The organism is Roseivirga sp., from assembly GCF_049099775.1.
GTDB lineage: Bacteria > Bacteroidota > Bacteroidia > Cytophagales > Cyclobacteriaceae > Roseivirga.
Genome location: NZ_JAGDZM010000012.1, coordinates 94,265 through 116,642, shown reverse-complemented (window position 1 = coordinate 116,642; position 22,378 = coordinate 94,265). Strand labels below are relative to the sequence as shown.

Here is a 22,378-nt window from a genome sequence, read left to right as displayed (position 1 = left end):
CTGACGTTTTCGAAGAACATTGCTAAGCAATAAACTCGCTATAAATTAAAAAAGGCCACCTGATTAGGATGGCCTTTTTTAGTTTTTGGCTTTTAGCAACTCCTTTTTTGAAAGCTCGATACTAAAAAAGATTCAATTTTATAGATGCAGAATCGAGTCGTTCACAGCTAAAGTATATTCATTTATAGCTAAAAATGTTCTTAATCAGTCATTTATACATTTTCTCTATTTGCACACCTGTAATTTCTCCTCTATACTTGTCTTATCCTAAACATCTGAGATTGATTAATGCACTCAGTAAAATTCGAGAGGGTCTTCATTAAAATGAAGACCCTCTTTTAATATCAGCACATAAAAAAAAGGACACCAAATTGATATCCCTTTATTCATTATTAGCTGACCTTAAATATCAAGCCTGTAGTACTTTGTGTTTTCATATTCAGTTAGAAAATCACTAGCATTCAATAATTTTCTTAAATGCTTATTCTTAGACTCCTGTAGCTTTTGGATTGGCGCTTCTAATAAAAGCTCATCCTCACTATCGTATACTTTAATAATTTGAAGAGGCTTAACTTCTTCGAAAACACCCTTTTCTTCATCGAAAACTAAAACTGCTTCGTATTCGTCAATTTTAAGTTCTTCTTTAATTAAAAGAATTAATTCCGTAGCCTCTTCTTTTGTTAACCTTGCTTCTTCCTTAATTGGATTCGCAAGTACTAATGTGCTAAGTCCGACTAAAATTCCGATAGCTAATACTACCTTTCTTTTCAGTGAATCTAAATTGTTTATTATCGAGTTCATGACCTTGTTGTTTATTTTGAGTTTGTTTATTGTTGCTGACCAAAGCAACTGACCTGTCTTTCTTTATTCAATCCATATGCCAAAAATTTTAAGTTCCTGAACATCAATATGTTAGCATTAAATTCAAGTTTATTAGGCAATGAAGATGTACACTTTTGAACAGTAATGCTACGATTTTGACACACTGTAACTTTTAAGACTAATTGTCGTCCACAAAAAAACCCCGACTTATCAGTCGGGGCCATACCTCCATTATAAAATTGCACTTTTAATTTAGAGTGATTGTATGATAAAAGCTTCTGCCGTCTGCAGTAAACTGTACTTTATATTCTCCTGACGATAATTTAGAGATGTCATATCGTTTCATAGACCCGTTAGATTCTACGTTGTCTCTAAAAGCAATTGAACCTTGCTCGTCGAATACAGAAACCTTCATTCCTGCATGGTCTTTTCCGAAATAGATTTTCATTCCTTTATCATTATGCTTGATGATTGGTTTTTCAATCAATTTCTTACTACCTGACTCAATTCGTGCAGATTCTTCAGTTACTTGAATTGACATTACTTCTAAAGTCTCATCACTTTCAATTTCTAATTGCAACTGACCTTTATCTAACTTAGAAAGGTTGAATACTTTCCCATAAGCCTCGGCACTTGCTTCATCTTGGAACAACACTTTTCCGTTTTCATCTAATAATGAAATTTGAGTACCTGCTTTAACGTTGTCCATTCTCAAGACTACTGCTTTTTGATTTTCTGTAGTAAGTGAAATTTCTCTTTCCGTTTCGTTGGCTGATGCTATAAATCCGCTGGCCAAAAATATTGCTGCTGCTGCTAAAGTTTTGATTTGATTTTTCATGTTTTTGTTTTTTGAGTTTTTGTTGTTTTTGATCTTCATAAGTCTTCGCGGTATGTTGTTTGCGAATTCTTATTCAAATGAACGGTGGTTTTCGAGTGGGTTTGTCATGGAAGGGTAAACGAATGTCACAAGATGTCATAGACACATCTTAAGTTGTAAAAGCAGCCTTAAATCTGATAATTAAGACAATTTCAATGCCATTATTTATCTGAGAATCGTCAAAATAATATTCGACTGACTAAGATTCAGAGTGTTTCGAACGGTTTTAAATAGTTATTAGGCTTTTCTTGAACAAATCTGTTTTCATTGGTGTTGTAGTACCATTAATAAACAAGTAGTAAGCAAACTTCTTACTCATTGAAAAAATCAGAAATGAAAGTAGCAGTTTTTCGCAAGGAGCATTTTAATGCTGCTCACAGATTACATAACCCAAATTGGACGGATGAAAAGAACGAATCAGTTTTTGGTAAGTGTAATAACAAATACTATCACGGTCATAACTATGAACTCATTGTAAAAGTGAGTGGCGAACCTGATCCTGATACGGGATATGTATATGATATGAAATTGCTCAGCGATTTAATTAAAGAACACGTAGCCGACAAATTCGATCATAAAAACTTAAACCTTGATGTAGAAGAGTTCAAAACAGTCAACCCTACTGCAGAAAATATAGTTGTAGTGATTTACAATATTTTAAGGAATAAGATCGAGGCCAATCTTGATTTAAAAGTGACACTTTACGAGACCGAAAGAAATTATGTTGAATACCCAGCCTAATACATTAACAATAGAAGAAATTGGTGACGAGCATATAGGAACATCATATGACACACCTTTAAAAGAAGACGCATTTAATATTGATGACGATCTTAAAATGTCTCTTATCGAAGATAAATTCCGAGACATTATGGATATCATGGGATTGGATCTAACAGATGACAGTCTCAAAGGAACTCCGAAAAGGGTCGCTAAAATGTATATCAAAGAAATTTTCAGCGGACTTAACCCTGAGAATAAACCAAAGATAGCGCTCTTCGAAAACAAGTATCAGTACAATGAAATGCTTGTCGAGAAAGACATCACCTTCTACTCAAACTGTGAACACCACTTTGTACCTATTATAGGAAAAGCTCATGTGGCGTATATCTCTAGCGGCAAAGTAATTGGTCTTTCCAAGATTAACCGGATTGTAAACTATTATGCTAGAAGACCACAAGTCCAAGAAAGACTAACCGTTCAAATAGCCAACGAGCTTAAAGAAATTCTCGAAACAGAAGATGTTGCCGTTGTTATAGATGCAGAACACTTATGTGTTTCTTCAAGAGGTGTAGAAGATGTTAATAGCAGTACGGTGACTGCTCAGTTCTCTGGAAAATTTAAGCAGGACGGAACCAAGAATGAATTCTTCGCTTACGTGAACAACAAGATTAAATAATGGAAGGTAAAACTATTTTGATTGTTGGAGCTAGTTCTGGTATTGGTAAAAGCATTGCTGAAATGGCAATGGCTAAAGGTGCTAAGGTAATTTCTGCATCAAGACAAAACCCTAACCTTTCCGGTGTTGAACATCACACTGTTGATGTTTTAGCCGAAGAAATAAATTTTTCATTTATCCCCGAAACGCTAGACGGTGTGGTATATGCACCTGGTTCGATCAATTTAAAACCATTTCATAGGCTGAAAATTGAAGACTTTCAGGATGATTTTCAGATTAATGTAACTGGTGCCATTAAAGTTTTGCAAGCATCGTTTAAGGCACTCAAAAAGTCGGACAACGCTTCGGTAATACTTTTTAGCACTGTAGCAGCTAAGCTTGGTATGAATTTTCATTCATCGATAGCTACATCCAAAGGAGCAATAGAAGGACTCGCTAAATCACTAGCAGCAGAATGGAGCATGCATGGCATTAGAGTAAATGTATTATCTCCTTCACTAACAGAAACACCGTTAGCTGAACGATTATTAGCAAATGATGATAAAAAAGAAGCTTCTAATAAGCGACACCCTATAGGACGATTCGGTCAGCCAGAAGATCTTGCCCATATGGCTTCGCTTTTACTCTCTGATGAAGCTGGCTGGATTACCGGACAAATAATAGGCGTCGACGGTGGTGTTGGCAGCTTAAAACCTTAGACTTTTTACTTTCCGAGGCACAAAACCCTAGTTCATTCTAAAGAATTAAGAAAACCTGAGCATCTGACGTCGATTGCGGACAGATTCTTTGCTCATGCTTTTCATTTTCTATACGCTTCTTTTATCTTTGCGGGTCTTTAAAAAAAACGACCTTAAATATGTCATATCTACTTTACGCAGTACCCGCTCTGGGTTTAATTGGTTTGTTAGTCATGATCGTGAAAGCACGATGGGTTAATAAGCAAGATGCAGGTTCAGAAAAAATGCAAAACCTTGCGAATTACATCAAAGAGGGAGCACTTGCTTTCCTTAGCGCAGAGTACAGAGTACTTGCCATTTTCGTTGTAATAGCAGGAATTTTATTAGGAATAGTTTCTACGCTAGTAGAAACCACACATATTTTCATTGTAGTTGCTTTTGTAATTGGTGCTTTTTTCTCTGCACTAGCCGGAAACATCGGCATGAGAATAGCCACTGCTGCAAACGTTCGTACTACACAAGCAGCTAGAACAAGCCTTCCACATGCTTTAAAAGTTTCATTCACTGGTGGAACCGTAATGGGACTTGGTGTTGCAGGTCTCGCCGTATTCGGCCTAAGTGTATTATTCATCTTCCTTTTCCAATTCTTTATGAGCGGAAGCATGGACAACGGTGGTGTTGATAAAATGATTGTTGTATTAGAAGCATTAGCTGGTTTCTCACTTGGTGCTGAATCTATTGCACTTTTCGCAAGAGTTGGTGGTGGTATCTATACAAAAGCAGCAGACGTTGGAGCTGACCTTGTAGGCAAAGTTGAAGCAGGAATTCCTGAAGATGATCCAAGAAACCCAGCTACGATTGCCGATAACGTAGGTGATAATGTAGGTGATGTTGCGGGAATGGGTGCCGATTTATTCGGTTCTTATGTAGCAACAGTGCTAGCTTCAATGGTACTAGGTAACTATGTAATTAGAGATATGGGCGGATCTGTAGTCGATGATTTCGGCGGAATTGGTCCAATTCTTCTTCCATTAATCATTGCAGGTGTTGGTATCATATTCTCAATTTTAGGAGCAATGATTATCAAAGTGACTAATGAGAATGCAAAAGAAGCTGAAGTTCAATCAGCATTAAATAAAGGAAACTGGGGCTCAATTGTGTTAACAGCTGTCGCATGTTGGTTCCTAATCGATCTACTTTTACCTGCTACCATGCAAATGAGGCTTTTTGGTGAAGGTTTAGTTGAAATCACTTCTCTAAGAGTATTTGGAGCAGTATTGGTTGGTTTATTCGTAGGTGCAGCTATCTCCTACTTTACTGAATATTACACTGCTATTGGCAAGAAGCCGGTTATGAGTATTATTCAAAACTCTTCTACCGGTGCAGCAACAAATATCATTGCTGGACTTTCAACTGGTATGAAATCTACTTTTGCACCAATTATACTTTTCGCTGGTGCCATTTGGGGTGCTTACGAGCTAGCTGGTTTTTATGGTGTTGGTATTGCCGCATCTGCCATGATGGCTACAACGGCTATGCAATTAGCAATCGACGCTTTTGGTCCAATCGCTGATAACGCCGGTGGAATTGCTGAAATGAGTGAATTACCTGAAGAAGTAAGAGAAAGGACAGATATACTCGATTCTGTTGGTAATACAACTGCCGCTATTGGTAAAGGGTTTGCCATTGCTTCTGCTGCCTTAACTGCTTTAGCATTGTTTGCGGCATATGTAACTTTTACAGGAATTGACGGAATTAACATCTTTAAAGCAGACGTTCTTGCAGCGCTATTTATAGGTGGTATGATACCCGTAGTATTCTCTGCCTTAGCAATGGAATCAGTTGGTAAAGCAGCCATGGAAATGGTTAAAGAAGTAAGACGCCAGTTCAAAGAAATTCCAGGTATAATGGAAGGAACAGCTACACCAGAATATGGTAAATGTGTTGATATTTCAACGAAAGCAGCGATTAGAGAAATGATGTTGCCAGGTGCAATCACTATCATCTTCCCGATCCTTATTGGATTCTTGATGGGTGCTGAACCTCTTGGAGCTTACATGGCTGGAGTTGCTGTATCAGGTGTACTTTGGGCAATTTTCCAAAACAATGCCGGTGGTGCTTGGGACAACGCCAAGAAGTCTTTTGAAGCAGGTGTAGAAATTGACGGAGAGATGACTTACAAAGGTTCTGAAGCACATAAAGCTGCAGTAACTGGAGATACAGTTGGCGACCCTTTCAAAGACACTTCCGGACCATCAATGAACATTCTTATTAAACTTACATGTCTTATCGGTCTTGTTATAGCACCGATTCTTGGTAACATTGAGGGGACATCTTCTCACAGTGAAGACTTGAAAGTTGAGATGAATGATGACAAAAAGGAAATAAAGTTAGACGAAGTTGAAGAGGCCATTTCTATAGTAGAATAGCTCTTTTTAACAGAAAACACACCTTATGGCTCCATTCGATTTTATCGGATGGAGCCATATTTTTTTATACCAACTAAGGGCAAAACTGTGTGGAAATTGTGTTAATAGGGAAGAAATTCAGTCGATTTGAGTAAAATTTCATGTTTTACTCAACTTGAATGGAGTTGTTGCGTTACGATCTCATTAAGGTCAATAATTTTTTATCAAACTCAATCATCAACAACTATGCAAACAATAAGAACAGGTCGTATCACAGACATTGCACATTACCATTCAATTCTGAATTTCACTTTAAAAACATCTCTCACCTAAAGTCTCGGAGATATGAAGAGGCTGTTGGAAAGATTAAAAGATGGAGATGAAAAGGCTCTAGAAAAATTCGTACACCTAAACCTACCTAGGGTTTATAATTTTTCATTTTCATTACTAAAATCGAAGGAGGAGGCTGAGGAAGTCAGTCAAGATGTATTTATCAAATTCTGGAACAATAGGGAGAAGCTAGACTTAAACCTATCGGTAGACAATCTTTTATTCAGAATCGCAAAGAACCTAACGTTAAATAAGATTAGGGATAACCTAAAGCATAAAAATGCAATTGAGTTATCTGATGATCTATTAACTCAAAACTCCACAATGGAGCAAGTTCTTTTTAAAGAAATGGAAACCACGCTACTCAGAGCAATTGAAGGTTTACCGCCTAGGCGTAAGCTTATTTTTAAAATGAGCAGACTCGAAGGTTTCTCTAACAAAGAGATTAGTGAGGAACTGAATATCTCTATAAATACGGTAGAGGGGCAAATCAGAAAGGCTATTAAAACCATACACGCTTACTCTGATTCTATCTCTATCTAAAAAAATTTATAAATGGAGTAACGGCTACTTCATTTTTCGGTGTATTCATTATTAGACACTAGTGTATTGGAAGACAAAAACGTTTTGTATCATTTTTTAAGGGACGACTGCTCGGAGGAGGAGCGTAACCAGCTGCATACTTGGTTAGCCAATGATCTTGATGAAAATGATGCAAACGAACTTCTATTATCAATCTGGAACAAAACCGCAAACAAGGCAAAATCTTCAATAGACAAGGAGCGCATTCTCGAAGGAGTTAAGGCTGCCGTAAAAGCTCAAACAACTGAATCTAATTATGAATACAGCGAAATTGCGCTAGCGGCACCCAAGCAAAATAAATTCACCTCACTCCTTGCAGTAATGTCTATCCTTATTATAGTCTTAGCAGGTGGATATTTCTTAACTGATAGAAATTCAGTTAATGTTGATCAGCTTCATGTTGCCCGACAAATCGAAAAGACCACATCTAAAGGACAACGCAGCTCAATATTACTACGCGATGGATCTAAAGTGACTCTAAACTCAGAGACCACAATTATCTATGATGATAATTTTGGACTTGATAACCGAAGAATACAACTCAACGGGGAAGCATTCTTTGAAGTCACCAAAAATAAAAATCTACCATTTACAGTTACATCCGCTCACCTAGTAACAAGAGCACTAGGCACCTCATTCAACGTTCGTGACTATGTTGACGAGGAAGATGCATCAATTGCTTTGGCTACTGGCGAGGTGAAAGTGAACAGAACAGATGTTTCTTTAAAAGAGGTTAAAGTTATATTAACACCAAACGAACAAATTACCGTGGACAAAACGTCTAAGGAATGGTCGAAGACCGTTTTTAATCCTGACTACGTACTGTCTTGGAAAGAAAATAACCTCTACTTCAATAATATGCATCTAGCCGACATCATAAAAACTCTTGAAAGATGGTACAACGTAAACATCTCAGTGGTCGGTGAAGGAATTGAAAAATTGAAGTATGAAGGAACAGGCAAGTTCGAAAGACAAAGCCTTGAAAATATTTTAGGATCTCTCGGCTACACTATGGGATTTGAAAGTAGTGTAAATGAAAAACAAATTATTATTCACTTGACTAATTAAAAGATCGCGTATGACAAGAAACTAATCAGAACAAAATGCCAAGGCAAGCTATTGCAGTAGACCTGCCTTGGACTTACTATCTATATGTTTAACTAAAAACACAAGCAAATATATGAAAAATATATACAGTGCTTCGTTGCAGCGAAGTGTGAAGTATGTTCTATACGGAATGGTACTTCAGATGATATTAATATCATCGCTTTTTGCTAACACTACTAGTGCTCAAAGCATTAGGGATTACAAGGTTAGCTTAGAACTCCGGAAGGCTTCAATCACAGAGACTTTTCAAAATCTCGAAGGCCTGACTCCTTTTAAGTTTTTCTATAAGAAAAAGGACATTAAAAAGGGGGTGAAAATCACATTACCAAAAGGTGAGTATACAGTAGCAGATATACTTGAATCAATTTCTCAACAAGCGGAATTGAACTTCAAGCAGATCAATAAGAGTATTTCTGTTGCGCAAATACCAAGTAGTGGAACTCCCGATAACGACCGCGTTACGGTTGTGGAGCAAGTAGTAAAAACCATTACAGGAAGGGTCGTAAATGAAGAAGACAATGAGCCACTTATAGGCGTAAATGTTTTCTTAAAAGGTACAACAAACGGTACTCAGACTGATCCTGATGGGAAATACAGCCTAACCGTTCCTGATGAAGGTGGCACTATAGTCTTCCGTTATATAGGATTCGAAACGCGTGAAGAAGTAATTGGTACAAGAGCTGTCATTAACGTCGTCATCTCCCCTGACATTAAAAACTTAGGTGAAGTAGTGGTTACTGGTGTTGCAGCAGCTACACCAGTAGAAAAACTATCATTCTCAGTAGCTAGTGTAACAGCTGAAACTTTAACCAAAGCACCAGCGGCTAACGCAGGTAATGCATTAGTTGGTAAAGTTGCAGGTTTACGAATTGCACCAAGTAATGTACCTGGTCAGGGGCCTCAAATTCTATTAAGGGGTGCTACAAACTTAAGAACTGGAAACGGTCCGTTGGTAATTCTTGATGGAGCTATTCTTGAAGGTAGTTTGTCTGATGTAAACGTTCAGGATATCGAACGTTACGAGATTCTTAAAGGTGCATCAGCTGCAACTTTGTACGGTTCTCGTGCAGCAAATGGTGTAATTGCTATTTATACTAAATCTGGCGCTGGTCTTGATGTAGGTCAAACTAGTGTTTACTTCAGAAGCGAAGTAAGATCTGAAAACACTTACAAAGGAAGACACCCAGAAAAAGCGAGATTTCACAACAAGCAGGTGGATGCAAATGGTGACATTATCACTGATGATGATGGACTAGCACTTGATAGAAACCCGTCAATCAACGAAGTACCTTTTTCTCGATACAGAGATCACTTGGAAGACTTCTTTAACGGAAGCACCTCCCTTACAAACTATGTTCGCCTAAGTAATAGAACTAGAAACGGTAGTGTTAGTGTTTCTTTTGAACAACAAAATGCTTCGGGTGGTATCGATCTGCATGAAGGTAACAGAAGGTACAACTTCTCTGTTGCGCTAGATCAGAACTATTCTGACAGATTCGAATTAAAAATCAGATCGAAATACATCTGGGATAGAGATGACAGAAGACCTAGAAACATTGGTAGCTTAATTTTCGCTTCACCGGATGCTGATTGGTTTGCTCCAAATGAAGAAGATGGAAGCCCATTTAACTATGATGCTAACTCCTTCATTTTAGATTCATTCTTCAACCCTTTCTATGTGTTGAGTAACAATGAAAATGAAAGAGTAAGAAAACGTTTCATCGGTAGTGCTCAAGGTGATCTTCAGATTTCTGATGACCTGAAATTTACAGGTGTATTTGGTTTTGATACGAGACAAGACAACAATTCTGCCTTCCAAAACCCAGGTTACCTTGCTGTAGTAGGTGAACCTGGCCAAGGTGATATTGACAGAGGTTTTGCACAATCTTTCGCTATTAACGCTAGTGCTGCATTGACTTATGTTAAGAAGCTTGGCGATATCAGTTTAAGGTCTACCCTTAAGTATCAGTATGAAGATCGTCAAGATGAAGGATTTTCAGTAGATGCCGATTTCTTAGGCTTAAGTGGATTTAACAACTTGAATGCTACACTTGCAGATACAAGCGGCTTAGGTTATCAATTTTTCTCTGTAACTGATCAGCGAAACATTCAAATACGCTCTGATAGTTATGCATTCGCAGTAGGCGGAGATTATAAAGACAAGTATATCTTGGATATGGTTGTTCGTTATGACGGCTCTTCCCTATTTGGTGAAGATGAAAGATGGCAATGGTTCTCTAGAGTATCTGGCGCATATAGAATCACGGAAGACTTTGACATTCCGCATTTCCAAGAATTAAAATTATCCGCTTCACTAGGTACTGCCGGTGGTCGTCCATTATTTAATGATAGATTTGAGATTGCCAATGTTGCAAATGGACTAATATCCTTCCCTCAGCAGTTGGCGAACCCAAACTTGAAGCCGAATATCACAACTGAAACAGAGTTCACGCTTTCAGGTCAATTTTTAGATAAGTTCAATTTCTTGGCTTCATATTCAGCACAAGAGAATAGAGATCAAGTATTGTCAGTTCCAATTTCTGTTGCAGCTACAGGTGGTAGATCAACGCAGGTGCAAAACGCAGCAACGTTGTCAACTAACACTTTCGAATTTACTTTAGGATATACTGCTATCAACAAGCAGGACATGGGTCTGAATATTGATTTAGTTGCTGACCGTACGGTTCAAACTATTACTGAATTCAACGCTCCACAGGTTCTATCAACTGGTGCTGGTATTTGGAGAGAAGGTAGTGAGTTGACTCAAATGTATGGTAGAAAGTATGCTAAGTCTCTTTCTGATTTAACTGTTGATGAAAATGGTATTGTACTTAATGGTCAGTTCGCAGGACTTGGAAACACTTCTACTATTGATGACTATGTAATTAATGACTTAGGTTTTGTAATACCTGCAGGAACGCAGTATACCAACAATGAGAGAGTTGTTCCATTGGTAAACGAAGATGGTGAAGAAGAGCAAGAGCTAGTTATTGGTAACGCTCGTCCTGACTTAAACTTAGGCTTAAGAACTAATTTCCGCTACAAAAACATGACCGTTTACATGTTATGGGAAGCGCAAATCGGTGGAGATGTTTACAACTCAGGTTTACAAGCACTTGATAGAGATGGTTTAGGTCCTGACTACGATCAGGCAGACAGACCAGAAGGCCAAAGACACTGGACAGCATTCAGACAATCTATCTATAATGGACGAAGATTAAATGCTGAATATGTTGAAGATGCATCTCATGTTAGACTTCGCGAGATTTCTGTGAACTACGAATTAGGAGCTTCACAACTCGAAAAGCTAGGCATGACAAACGTATTCAACAAAGTTCAGTTCAGCTTGATCGCAAACAACGTTTTCTTGGCCGCCAAGTATCGCGGATTTGATCCAACAAGCGGAGGAATTAACGCAAGGTTTGATGGGTATGGATTCCCACTTATCAGAACCTTCTCAGGCTCTGTAGCCCTAACCTTCTAATAGAAAGTGTTTCAAACATTAAAAAAGACATTTATGAATTTTAGACAAAACATAAAATCTTTATTAGCTGCGGTAGCCTTTGTTGGATTCGTGAGCTGTGAAGACTTGGAGGTTGAAAACCTCAATGCCCTTGATATTAATGGCGTTTTAGCAAACCCTGGTGAGTTCCCTGCATTAGTGCAGGGTGCTTACGGGCAATGGTGGAACCAAACACAAATATCATACCCTAACATGTACTTGAGTGTTGCAGCTCAGGTGTTCTCATCATCATGGACAAACTATGCCATGTTCGATGGAGGTAGAATCCCTCCTAGACCATTTGTAAATTCAAATACGGCTTCTACTCGTTTAGTGAATAGAAACCCATGGAGAGGAATTTATAACTCTATCGGCCCAGTGAATGACGTTCTTAAGGTGATGAATTCGAATTTCGAAGGCAAAGCGATCGACCCAGTTACTGGAGAAGATAAAACCGCCGTTGTTTTAGCAAATGCTAGAATGATGCAAGGTTTAGCCCTTGGCTGGGTATCATTGATCTTCGATAGAGGATTTATTGTTAGTGAAGAACTAACAGATGACGAACTTGGATCGCTTGAATTCCAAGGATACAAAGAGTGTGCAGATGCTGCTAAGGCAAGGTTCTTAGAGGCAGCGGCCATTTTTGATGCAAATCCAGGAATTAATTTCAACGGATTCAATGGAGTAACCTTACCAGCGGCTGAAGCGGCAAGATTTGCCCGTTCTTACGCTGCAAAGATTGAGGTTTTCTCTGCAAGAAATGCTGAGCAGACGGTTAATGAGACAGATTGGAATGAAGTCCTCCAGTTAACAACCAATGGAATTACTGGAGATATTGCTCCTAACGGAGACGGTGGTAATCAGTGGTGGACTCGTGCCTTAAGAAACGGTCAATTTGCTGGCTGGGTACGAGTTTCTCAAAGATTGGTTAACATGATGGAAGGCGGAACAGGAGGTAGAGATATTCAAAACGCTGCCGATACTGATCCGAACCACCCTACTGCACCATATCCTTGGCAAGACAATGTATTGACATATCCAGAGATTAGCACACCAAGAGATCAGCGAATAGCAACTGATTTTACTTATAACAGCAGCGTACCATTTAGATCTGATCGTGGGTTCTACATTTATGGAAACTACAGCTATAGCAGATATATCTATTTCGTGAACGACAATTTAGTTGGGCCGATGCCTCACTTTACTTTAACTGAAAACAATCTTTTAAGAGCAGAAGCACTCATTAGAACAGGTGGAAGTAAAACTGAAGCGGCACAGTTAATTAACCTTACAAGAGTAGATAGAGGTGGATTAGCAGCGCTATTAGGTACAGAATCTGACGAAGAGCTTCTAAGACAAGTTACTTATGAGCGTCTCGTTGAACTAAGCTGGCATTCAGCTACTAATGGCTATTTAGCACGTAGAATTACAACATATGAAGACTACAAGCTAACGCCAGGAACACCATTGAGCATTCCTGTCCCTGCGTCTGAATTAGAGGCACTTGGACAAGATATATATACTTTCGGGGGACTTGGTAACCCTGATGGTTCTTGATTTAATAAGGATCAATATGGAGGGCTAATAACCCTCCATATTCAAAATTATTGATGACTAATGGGAGTAATAAAAATGTCCAACCTTGATTTAATTCTGACTATAAACTGACGAAGAAGACAACTCTGCGTGTTTTAATGAAGACCGAGTTTGAAAAGATCAGCGCCTTAAACTAGCAACTAAAGTTAGAACGATATCAAAAAAAATGTGCCCGAATAATATAAGGTTAAAGCCAATGGCACAAACCTAATACTAGGGGCACAAAAGACACATACTTTGCTTTCGTTTAGTCAGTATGTAATTTGTTTAGAGAGCTGGTTCTATACGAGAACCAGTTTTTTTCTTATAACAATAACAAAGATATAAGAATATTCAAGACCTATATTAATAACAACTAAATAGCATCAGTCACCTGACTGTTTACACTAAAATATTCTAGGATACCCATCACAGAGCCTATACGACCGTTGTGACTTTGTGCAATCAAAAAAGGCCTCAAATGAGGCCTTTTTTAAGCTGTATATAGTTTTTAAAATCATTTGAGAAAGACTTTAGTCTTCTCCTCCACCAAGTGAACGTGCCCTTTGAATAGCAGTACCACGATTGGCAGACCTTATGCCACTTTCCCAAATATTAGCGTCTTCAACATTTGAGAAATAACCTCTAATTCCAGCGGCCTCTACCCTATCACCAAATACATATACATTCACAATTTGCTGCGTATAAGTTAGCCTCTCTCTATAGTTGATAAAAACATGTAAAGGCTTATCAGGACCATTATCAATTACTTCATAAACGAAGATATCACCTACAATTTTCTTGGCTCCTCTTCGAAAATCTAACGAAGTACCGGTTTGGCCATTCGACCACGTTTGAATAGTAACCGTATCCCCGTGAATCTTAAAAAAAGAAGCTGTTCCAGAAACCCCAGATCGACCATCGTCTTTCAAAACAAAGTCTTTCTTAAGCAATAATTCCTTTGCTTTTCTTCTGACTTCGCTAAGTCTATTGAGTTTCTCAATCTCTTTAGCTTTCTTGCGTTTAGCCCTCATTTCTTTCCTAGTTAGGGGCTTTTCTTGAACTTCGTCCTGTGCCATCATCACTGTTGAAGACAGGCTACAGATGAGAAGAATAAATAGTGTGTGTTTAATTTTCATATACTTGATTGAATATTTATGGAAACTTAAAATCTGCTTACAGTTTTTAAACCAGATTCCCAGAGTTTAGTTTCGGATGCCTTGGCATATTTGCCGTCGAAAGTGACATTCCTGTCACCATTAAAAAACCTCGCCTGAGCTTTATCACCCCAAATAAAGATGCTTACGCTCATGATGTTTGCATTTTGTGGGCTAGTAAAATTGAGAATAGCATTGTATCCCTTTTTATCCCCTTTATCACTTATTCTGAAATTTTGTATTCGCCCTTCAAATGTTACGCCGCCCAATCCGTTAGCACCACCAGACTTACCCGGCAAACCGTATTGTACAGTCACGCGACCTTTCTTGATGCGAACAAAATTCATTGTCTCCCGAACTGGTAAAGTGGCCCCGCTTACGCCGCTTATAGTGCTTGCCATCAGTACGAAATCCCTTGATTCAATTAAAGCTATCCCTACGGCTTGTTTCTCAGATCTAATCCTGTCCTTTTCTTTCTTCTTCTCTTTCCTAATTTCCTTCTTAGACTTTTCTTTCTCCTCGAAATACGTAGCCTCTTGTGCTATAGAAAAGTTTAGTACTAAAATGAACCCTAATAATGTCAACAATGTCTTTCTCATATCACTTAGGTTTAATGAATACTCCTTTCATGAAAATCAGCCTGATATATTTCACGACGTTAGCACCTTACAAAAACAACTCAAGTTAACAAATCCCTCACAATGACGAACTTAAACAACAAAGACAGTTACCTACATAATTTTCTAACACCTTAATAAAGCCTTAAAGGCTAATTTCCTCTGATAAACAACCAATAATTATGCCAGTAGATTTTATGTATTTGGCCAGTGTTACAATCATTTCTTTGTGATACTATCGTAGATTTGCCAACCATGAATTATTTATCAGTAGAAAGCCTTTCAAAAACGTTCGGTGACAGAGCAATCCTTAATGAGATTTCATTTGGTATCGCACAAGGTCAAAAAGTTGCACTAGTCGGAATAAATGGCTCGGGAAAATCTACTCTACTGAAGGTACTTACGGGACTAGAATCTCCAGACAAAGGCGATGTAGTTTTCAGAAATGATATCGTAGTAAGATCATTACTTCAAAACCCTAGCTTCAAAGAAGGGCAAACCATATTGGATGCAGTGTTCGACGAAAATGACCCAACACATCAGCTTTTAATAAAATATGAACGTGCATTATCCTCAGGTGATACAGATCAACTTCAGACCCTTATTGAAGGAATAGATAGTGCCAACGCTTGGGACGTAGAAAGTCAGGCCAAACAGATACTAGGCAAATTAGGCCTTCATGACCTAGATCAGAAAGTAACGCGTCTTTCTGGTGGGCAGCAAAAAAGAATTTCCTTGGCGAGTGTTTTAATTCAGAAACCCGACCTATTAATACTTGATGAGCCTACAAATCATCTGGATATTGAGACGATCGAATGGTTAGAGAACTATTTAAGCCAGGCTAATATGGCACTTATCTTAGTTACTCATGATCGCTACTTCTTAGAAAAAGTTACAAATGAGATCATAGAACTGGAAAAAGGCGAACTACACCATTATAAAGGTGATTACGGGTTTTTCCTCGAAAAGAAAGGCGAAAGAGCAGAATCTGAAAGCGCATCAATTGATAAAGCTAAAAACCTCTATAGAAAAGAACTCGATTGGATAAGACGTCAGCCCAAAGCTAGAGGCACTAAGGCCAAATACAGAGTTGATGCTTTTCAAGACACCAAGAACAAAGCGTTTAGTGCTGAAAACACACAAGATTTAAAATTAAGAGCTGAGTCTCAGCGTCAAGGTAAAAAGGTATTAGAAGTAGAAAAACTTACCAATGGCTTTTCTGGAAACACACTATTTAAAAATTTCAGTTACGTTTTTCCAAGAAAAGACAGAGTCGGCATAGTTGGCCCTAATGGAAGCGGAAAAACCACCTTCATCAGGTCATTGATGGGAGAAATCGCACCAATGAGTGGAGAAGTTGTGAAAGGCGCTACAACCAAGTTTGGATACTATAAACAGACCGAATTGAGGTTTGACGATCAGCAAACGATTATTGACTTTGCCAAATCTATTGCGGAAGTAGTAGAAGTAAGCAAAGGTAGATCTGTGCCTGTTTCTCAATTTCTAACCCGCTTTTTATTCCCACCGGATGTTCAATACAAACCTATTGGTAAACTAAGTGGTGGTGAAAAAAGAAGGCTACAATTGTTGCAGATACTCATCACAAGTCCAAATTTTCTAATTCTCGATGAGCCAACAAATGATCTCGATTTGATCACTTTAAATACACTCGAAGCCTATTTGGAGTCATTTGACGGATGCGTTGTGTTAGTATCTCACGATAGATATTTCATGGATAAGCTCGTCGATCACCTATTCATATTCAGTGAAAGTGATGAAATTGAGAATTTCAATGGTAATTATACAGACTACAGGCTAGAACAGACTTCTGAAAAGACTCCACAAATTACTAAGCCAGTCGCACAAAAAAAGACGGAGTATAAGGAACCTAAAGAAAAGAAAAAGGCTTCTTTTAAGGAGAAACAAGAGTTCGAAACATTAGGGCAAGATATTGCCAAGCTTGAAGTTGAAAAGTCAAAGTTTGTTCAATTACTTAACGCTGGTTCCGAAAATCATGTTGAATTGACTGAGTGGTCTCAACGGATTGAGGAAATATCTAATGACTTGGACGAAAAAGAACTAAGGTGGCTTGAGCTATCGGAGTATTTTTAATCATGGCATCAATAAATCTAACATCTGATCAGGTAAAATTTGAATCGTCACCTAATGACACGATTCTTCAGGCATCCTTAAAACAGGGCGTAAATCATGTGCATGCATGTGGTGGCCATGGATTTTGTTCTACATGCAGAATATATATCGAAAACGGTTTAGAAGGCTTAAGCGAGCGTAATGAGAAAGAGGAGCGCTTGGCTAGTCAACTAGGGCTAACGCCTGAAATCAGGTTGGCATGTCAAACAAAAGCTCAAGGAGATATCACGGCTAGAAGATTGGTATTAGATGATGTTGATCAGCGATTAATCTTACAACATGGCGAGTCCAAAAAACCCCGAAGTCTTGGTAAAGAGAAGGAAGCTTCTGTCCTATTCGTAGATATAGCCGATTATACCGCTTTTACAGAACAAACACCAGCTTATGATGTAGTCCACATTTTAAACCGTTACTTCTTTATTGCCGGCAATATCATTAAAGAAAACGACGGTAGAATCATCGACTATTATGGCGACGGCTTCCTTGCTATTTTCGGCTTAAACGACAATAAAAATCATGCGGCCAACTTAATAAAAGCAGGCTTTGCTTTGCAAGATGCCATAGATCGTTTCGACCATGATATCCATGCTTTAGTGGATAGGGAATTCAAAATCAGACTAGGTGCGCATACCGGAAAAGTAATTTGGGGAACCATCGGCATAGAAGGAATGGAAAAAGAAGCAGCTATTGGAGATACCGTAAACTTCGCCAGTCGAATTGAACAAGCCAATAAGGACCTCAATACAAAATTCTTGATCTCTGAAAACCTCTACAAGCAATTCGATCAATGGTGTACAATTAGTGGTTCATACGATATAAAAGCAAAAGGAAAAGAAGGGATTCACAAAGTATTTGCTTTAGACAGAATGCTTGCTCCTATGCCTCCCGCTTAGGTTAGTATATTCTTTATAGTGTGCCGATAATCTACCCGTATACTTGGCCATCTTGATACACATCCGTATTTTTCGCGTTAAGGTAGTTCCTAACTGAAGTTTAATTCATGAAGTACGCTTCCATCTTTTTACTAGTAGTGTTTTGTGCGTGTAACAATGTGCAAGAATCCAACAACGCATCACCTTACCACCTCGATCAAGAGTTGCCAAGCGATATCCCGACGGTTTTTGGAGCTGGTACCATTTCAATTAAAGGTAGGTTCGACATGGGTTTTGCCATTTCACCAAATGGAGAAAATATCGCATTCGGTGTAGCACACGACGCAGACCCAAACCAAACACAAATATACTTAATGAGCTTTTCTGATGGAAAGTGGAGTAAACCAAACACCCAATTTCTTCCAGACAATAGAAACACTTTCTTCCCGATGTTCTCCCCGCAAGGAGATCAATTCTATTTCGCCAAATCTGTCGATAATATGCCGAATGACCTTTGGGTAGCAGATTTCAAGAACAATACCATTAGTAACCCAAGAAAATTAGACTCATTGATCAACTCAAAAACCAGAGAGGCTGGCCACGGAAAAGCGACGTCTGGAGCATTCTATTTTACTTCTAACAGAAATCTAGATTATGCTTGCTGCGGCGACATCTATAAGGCAGAAAAAGATAATCAAGGTCAGCTTAACATTAGTTTAGTTGAAGAAATTAATACGCAATCCGACGAAGAAAGTATATTTCTCTCTCCCGATGAGGACTACATGATTATTCAATCTTGGCAAAATGAATACCGTGGCAAACATGATCTCTATATCACTTATAGAGAAAAGTCTGGTAATTGGACAGTACCTATTAGATTGAATGAGAATATAAACGGAGGTGAAATAGAACAGCGTCCATTTGTCTCTCCAGGTAACAAACACCTTTTCTTTAGCCGCATGAGTATTACTCAAGAAAATGGACAAGATATGTTTGAATCAGACTTGTATTGGGTAAGTGCAAAGACTGTTTTTGCACCATTCGTTTACAATCCTAAAACTCCACCAAAAATGACGTTGAATGAGAGGTTTGAATGGAAAATTCCCAGCGATTTATTTAAGGACATCGATGACGAAATCTTGAGTTTGGAATTGTCTCCAAAAGACGCAAGCGTTCTTCCTGAATGGCTGAAATTTAACAAGGATGAAGTATCTATTAATGGGGTTTGGCAATCCGACCAGCCTCTTGAGCTTACCATTAAAGCCACAGATTCAGCCGGTAATTCAAACCATTTTGACTTCACACTGAGTAACTGATATTAATCTTTAGACAAGTCTTTTCAAAGCATAAAAAAAGTGGACTGTAAAGCCCACTTTAAACTATTATAATATGAAATTTTGCTTAGTTAAGCTAAATCAAAACGATCGAGGTTCATCACTTTATCCCATGTGGCCACAAAGTCATTTAAGAATTTCTCCTCTGAATCTGAACATCCATAAACCTCAGCTAAAGCTCTCAATTCAGTATTTGATCCAAGAATTAAGTCAGCTCTAGTTCCTGTCCATTTTACCTCTCCAGTTTTACGGTTACGCCCTTCAAATAAATCTTGAGCATCAGAAGTGGCGCTCCAAGTAGTACTCATATCAAGAAGATTTACGAAGAAATCATTTGTTAAAGCACCTGGTTTATCTGTGAAAACACCGTGATTTGAGCCATCATAATTGGTTCCGAGAACTCTCATTCCACCTAAAAGCACAACCATTTCAGGAGCTGTAAGGCTTAGTAATTGAGAGCGATCTACAAGCATTTCTTCAGCAGTAACCTTGTGCTCTGGTTTAAAGTAATTCCTAAAACCATCGCCAGCAGGTTTTAATGCTCTAAACGAATCTACATCCGTTTGCTCCGCTGAAGCGTCTGTTCTACCTGGTGTAAACGGAACATCAATTGAATGACCTGCCGCTTTCGCCGCCTGTTCTACACCAACGCAGCCTCCAAGAACTACTAAATCAGCAATAGATACTTGCTTACCACCATTTGAACCATTAAAACTACTTTGAACACCTTCTAAAGCTGTTAAAACTTTATTCAATTGAGCAGGATTATTCACTTCCCAATCTTTTTGTGGTGCCAAACGAATTCTACCGCCATTAGCTCCTCCTCTTTTGTCAGATCCTCTGAAAGTAGATGCTGAAGCCCAAGCAGCAGAAACTAATTCCGAAACTGATAAACCAGAATCTGCAATACTTGATTTGAGACTAGCAACATCCGAAGCATTGATCATGTCATAATCAGCGGCAGGAATAGGATCTTGCCAAACAAGCTCCTCTGCAGGCACTTCTTCTCCAAGATATAAGGCTTTCGGTCCCATATCACGATGCGTTAGTTTAAACCAAGCACGAGCAAAAGCATCTTCAAAAGCATCTTGATCCTCTCTGAATTTTTTTGAAATTTCTAAATAGGCCGGATCATTTTTCAATGCCATGTCAGCCGTAGTCATCATCAAACGTTGTTGTTTAGATGAATCACCAGCAGCCGGAGCCATTTCAGCATTTGAATCTGCTGTAGGAGCCCATTGGTGAGCACCAGCCGGACTTTTGGTTAACTCCCAATCATAGTCAAGTAATACTCTGAAGTAGTCATGGTCCCACTGAGATGGATTAGGCGTCCAAGCACCTTCAATACCACTAGTAATTGTGTCATCGCCATGTCCCGAACCAAAAGTATTCTTCCATCCTAGTCCTTGTTCTTCAATGGTAGCCCCTTCAGGTTCTGGACCAACATATTTATCAGGATCTGCGGCACCATGTGCTTTACCGAATGTATGACCTCCAGCAACCAATGCTACAGTTTCTTCATCGTTCATGGCCATTCGACCAAAAGTTTCTCTTATGTCTATCCCTGAAGCCATTGGGTCAGGATTACCATTTGGACCTTCTGGATTAACATAGATCAATCCCATATGAACAGCACCTAAAGTGCCTTCCAATTCACCATCTTCATAGCGTTCTTTATTCCCTAGCCACTCTCCTTCAGAGCCCCAGTAAATATCTTCTTCTGGCTGCCAAACATCTTCGCGTCCACCTGCAAAACCGAAGGTTTCAAAGCCCATTGATTCTAAGGCACAATTACCTGCCAGAATCATTAAGTCCGCCCAAGAAAGTTGCTTACCGTATTTTTGTTTTACTGGCCAAAGTAAAAGTCTTGCCTTATCGAGGTTTCCGTTATCAGGCCAGCTATTAAGTGGAGCAAACCTTTGAGTACCCGAGCCTCCACCACCACGTCCATCCGCGATTCGGTAAGTACCAGCACTATGCCAAGCCATTCTAATAAAGAAAGGTCCATAGTGACCATAATCTGCTGGCCACCATTCTTGAGAGTCAGTCATAACATCATATAGATCTTGTTTGACTGCCTTTAAATCTAATTTTTTAAACTCGTCAGCATAATTAAAATCTTCGCCCATTGGGTTGGTCAAAGTGGAATGCTGTCTGAGTATATTCAAGTTCAGTTGATTTGGCCACCAATCGTGATTCTTGGTTCCACCGCCAGCGCTTTGTTTAATTGCCCCGCCATGGAATGGGCATTTACTGATATCACCTGAATGTTGCATGTTTTCCATATTTGATAGTTTTCAATGTTTGCAACCTAATTTACAAATCAAATTGGTGAATATTCAGACTTGACCTTGATTATGACGTGGATTCAGTCATTAATCTATCAATACCTTATTGAGAATTTAAATGACTCTAAGTGAAGAAGAAAGGACTTATGAATTCAATTCAGTTAAGCGTGCTATAGGAAAAATTTAACGAAGTTTCAGCTTGAAGTCTCTTTCCAAGTTCGGCCATATCCTCATTGCCTGGCTTAAAATACCATGCTACAGTTACTTTTGTAAGATGCTTTTGGTGTAAGCTTTTGAGGTCATTGAGTATGTTCGCAAACACCTTCCTACTCGCATTATCCATATACTCCATTTGCATGGTTAAACATGTCTGTTCTGCTGGTTGCTCAGCATACTCTTTTAACCAATTGAGAATTGGCCTGTAAAATTCTTTATTATTCTGGGGTATAGAATAGCCCGTAAATGCGCACTCTCCTGTTTGCGCCTTTAATAAAACTCCAGGAGATCCAGACGTACTACTTAATTCAAAGTCAGACATTTTGCTCTTTTCTTAACTAACTGAATATGTAAATGAATTACAGTGTCTTAAATTTATTTTTATTCTTTAAATGGTGCAAGTAAAAAATCATAATTTACTTAAATCAATAACGTCATATTTATAATAAGTCACCCTTGAAGGC

General features: G+C 38.6%; 17 protein-coding genes. 11 read left to right on the top strand and 6 right to left on the bottom strand.

The window, feature by feature from the left end; all coding sequences use genetic code 11:
* Window positions 1–402: 402 nt before the first annotated feature.
* Window positions 403–801 (bottom strand): hypothetical protein, encoded by a 399-nt coding sequence (locus JXQ92_RS17155; protein WP_421987870.1) that lies wholly within the window; start codon window positions 799–801, stop codon window positions 403–405.
* 268 nt (window positions 802–1,069) lie between these two features.
* Complete coding sequence (locus tag JXQ92_RS17150; RefSeq protein WP_421987869.1) at window positions 1,070–1,660, bottom strand: DUF3244 domain-containing protein; 591 nt, start codon at window positions 1,658–1,660, stop codon at window positions 1,070–1,072.
* A 372-nt stretch (window positions 1,661–2,032) separates the two neighbouring features.
* On the opposite strand from JXQ92_RS17150, the gene JXQ92_RS17145 reads away from it, so the two are divergent.
* From JXQ92_RS17145 to JXQ92_RS17110, 8 genes are all read left to right on the top strand, one after another.
* Window positions 2,033–2,440 (top strand): 6-pyruvoyl trahydropterin synthase family protein, encoded by a 408-nt coding sequence (locus JXQ92_RS17145; RefSeq protein ID WP_421987872.1) that lies wholly within the window; start codon window positions 2,033–2,035, stop codon window positions 2,438–2,440.
* A complete protein-coding gene (gene folE, locus JXQ92_RS17140; RefSeq protein ID WP_421987868.1) occupies window positions 2,421–3,098 on the top strand; it encodes a GTP cyclohydrolase I FolE in 678 nt (225 codons plus the stop codon). The genes JXQ92_RS17145 and folE overlap by 20 nt, the downstream gene beginning before the upstream one ends.
* Window positions 3,098–3,796: an SDR family NAD(P)-dependent oxidoreductase gene (locus JXQ92_RS17135; RefSeq protein WP_421987867.1), complete on the top strand. Its 699-nt coding sequence runs from the start codon at window positions 3,098–3,100 to the stop codon at window positions 3,794–3,796. Before folE ends, JXQ92_RS17135 begins: the two co-directional genes overlap by 1 nt.
* A gap of 158 nt (window positions 3,797–3,954) precedes the next feature.
* Window positions 3,955–6,204, top strand: coding sequence for a sodium-translocating pyrophosphatase (locus JXQ92_RS17130; RefSeq protein WP_421987866.1), 2,250 nt, complete (start codon window positions 3,955–3,957; stop codon window positions 6,202–6,204).
* A 324-nt stretch (window positions 6,205–6,528) separates the two neighbouring features.
* Window positions 6,529–7,056, top strand: coding sequence for an RNA polymerase sigma-70 factor (locus tag JXQ92_RS17125; protein ID WP_421987865.1), 528 nt, complete (start codon window positions 6,529–6,531; stop codon window positions 7,054–7,056).
* A gap of 66 nt (window positions 7,057–7,122) precedes the next feature.
* Window positions 7,123–8,163, top strand: a complete 1,041-nt coding sequence (locus JXQ92_RS17120) for a FecR family protein (RefSeq protein WP_421987864.1) — start codon at window positions 7,123–7,125, stop codon at window positions 8,161–8,163.
* Window positions 8,164–8,275: 112 nt separating this feature from the next.
* Window positions 8,276–11,686 (top strand): SusC/RagA family TonB-linked outer membrane protein, encoded by a 3,411-nt coding sequence (locus tag JXQ92_RS17115; RefSeq protein WP_421987863.1) that lies wholly within the window; start codon window positions 8,276–8,278, stop codon window positions 11,684–11,686.
* A 33-nt stretch (window positions 11,687–11,719) separates the two neighbouring features.
* A complete protein-coding gene (locus JXQ92_RS17110; protein ID WP_421987862.1) occupies window positions 11,720–13,261 on the top strand; it encodes a hypothetical protein in 1,542 nt (513 codons plus the stop codon).
* 551 nt (window positions 13,262–13,812) lie between these two features.
* On the opposite strand, the gene JXQ92_RS17105 is transcribed toward JXQ92_RS17110, so the two are convergent.
* Entirely contained in the window at window positions 13,813–14,418 is a 606-nt protein-coding gene (locus JXQ92_RS17105) for a hypothetical protein (RefSeq protein ID WP_421987861.1), read from the bottom strand.
* Window positions 14,419–14,444: 26 nt separating this feature from the next.
* Complete coding sequence (locus JXQ92_RS17100) at window positions 14,445–15,035, bottom strand: DUF4251 domain-containing protein (protein ID WP_421987860.1); 591 nt, start codon at window positions 15,033–15,035, stop codon at window positions 14,445–14,447.
* Window positions 15,036–15,308: 273 nt separating this feature from the next.
* Here JXQ92_RS17100 and JXQ92_RS17095 point away from each other — a divergent pair, with 273 nt between their 5' ends.
* The 3 genes from JXQ92_RS17095 to JXQ92_RS17085 all read left to right on the top strand — a co-directional run bounded on the left by JXQ92_RS17095 (window position 15,309) and on the right by JXQ92_RS17085 (window position 19,392).
* The gene (locus JXQ92_RS17095; protein ID WP_421987859.1) at window positions 15,309–17,165 is read left to right on the top strand and encodes an ABC-F family ATP-binding cassette domain-containing protein; all 1,857 of its coding nucleotides are present in this window, start codon (window positions 15,309–15,311) and stop codon (window positions 17,163–17,165) included.
* 2 nt (window positions 17,166–17,167) lie between these two features.
* On the top strand, window positions 17,168–18,097 hold the full coding sequence (locus tag JXQ92_RS17090; protein ID WP_421987858.1) for an adenylate/guanylate cyclase domain-containing protein: 930 nt from the start codon (window positions 17,168–17,170) through the stop codon (window positions 18,095–18,097).
* Between the two features lie 107 nt (window positions 18,098–18,204).
* Window positions 18,205–19,392, top strand: a complete 1,188-nt coding sequence (locus JXQ92_RS17085) for a putative Ig domain-containing protein (RefSeq protein ID WP_421987857.1) — start codon at window positions 18,205–18,207, stop codon at window positions 19,390–19,392.
* Window positions 19,393–19,481: 89 nt separating this feature from the next.
* Here JXQ92_RS17085 and katG read toward each other — a convergent pair whose 3' ends face one another.
* Both katG and JXQ92_RS17075 read right to left on the bottom strand, forming a co-directional pair.
* A complete protein-coding gene (gene katG / locus JXQ92_RS17080) occupies window positions 19,482–21,695 on the bottom strand; it encodes a catalase/peroxidase HPI (protein ID WP_421987856.1) in 2,214 nt (737 codons plus the stop codon).
* A gap of 160 nt (window positions 21,696–21,855) precedes the next feature.
* Window positions 21,856–22,236: a DUF1987 domain-containing protein gene (locus JXQ92_RS17075; protein WP_421987855.1), complete on the bottom strand. Its 381-nt coding sequence runs from the start codon at window positions 22,234–22,236 to the stop codon at window positions 21,856–21,858.
* Between the last annotated feature and the right edge of the window lie 142 nt (window positions 22,237–22,378).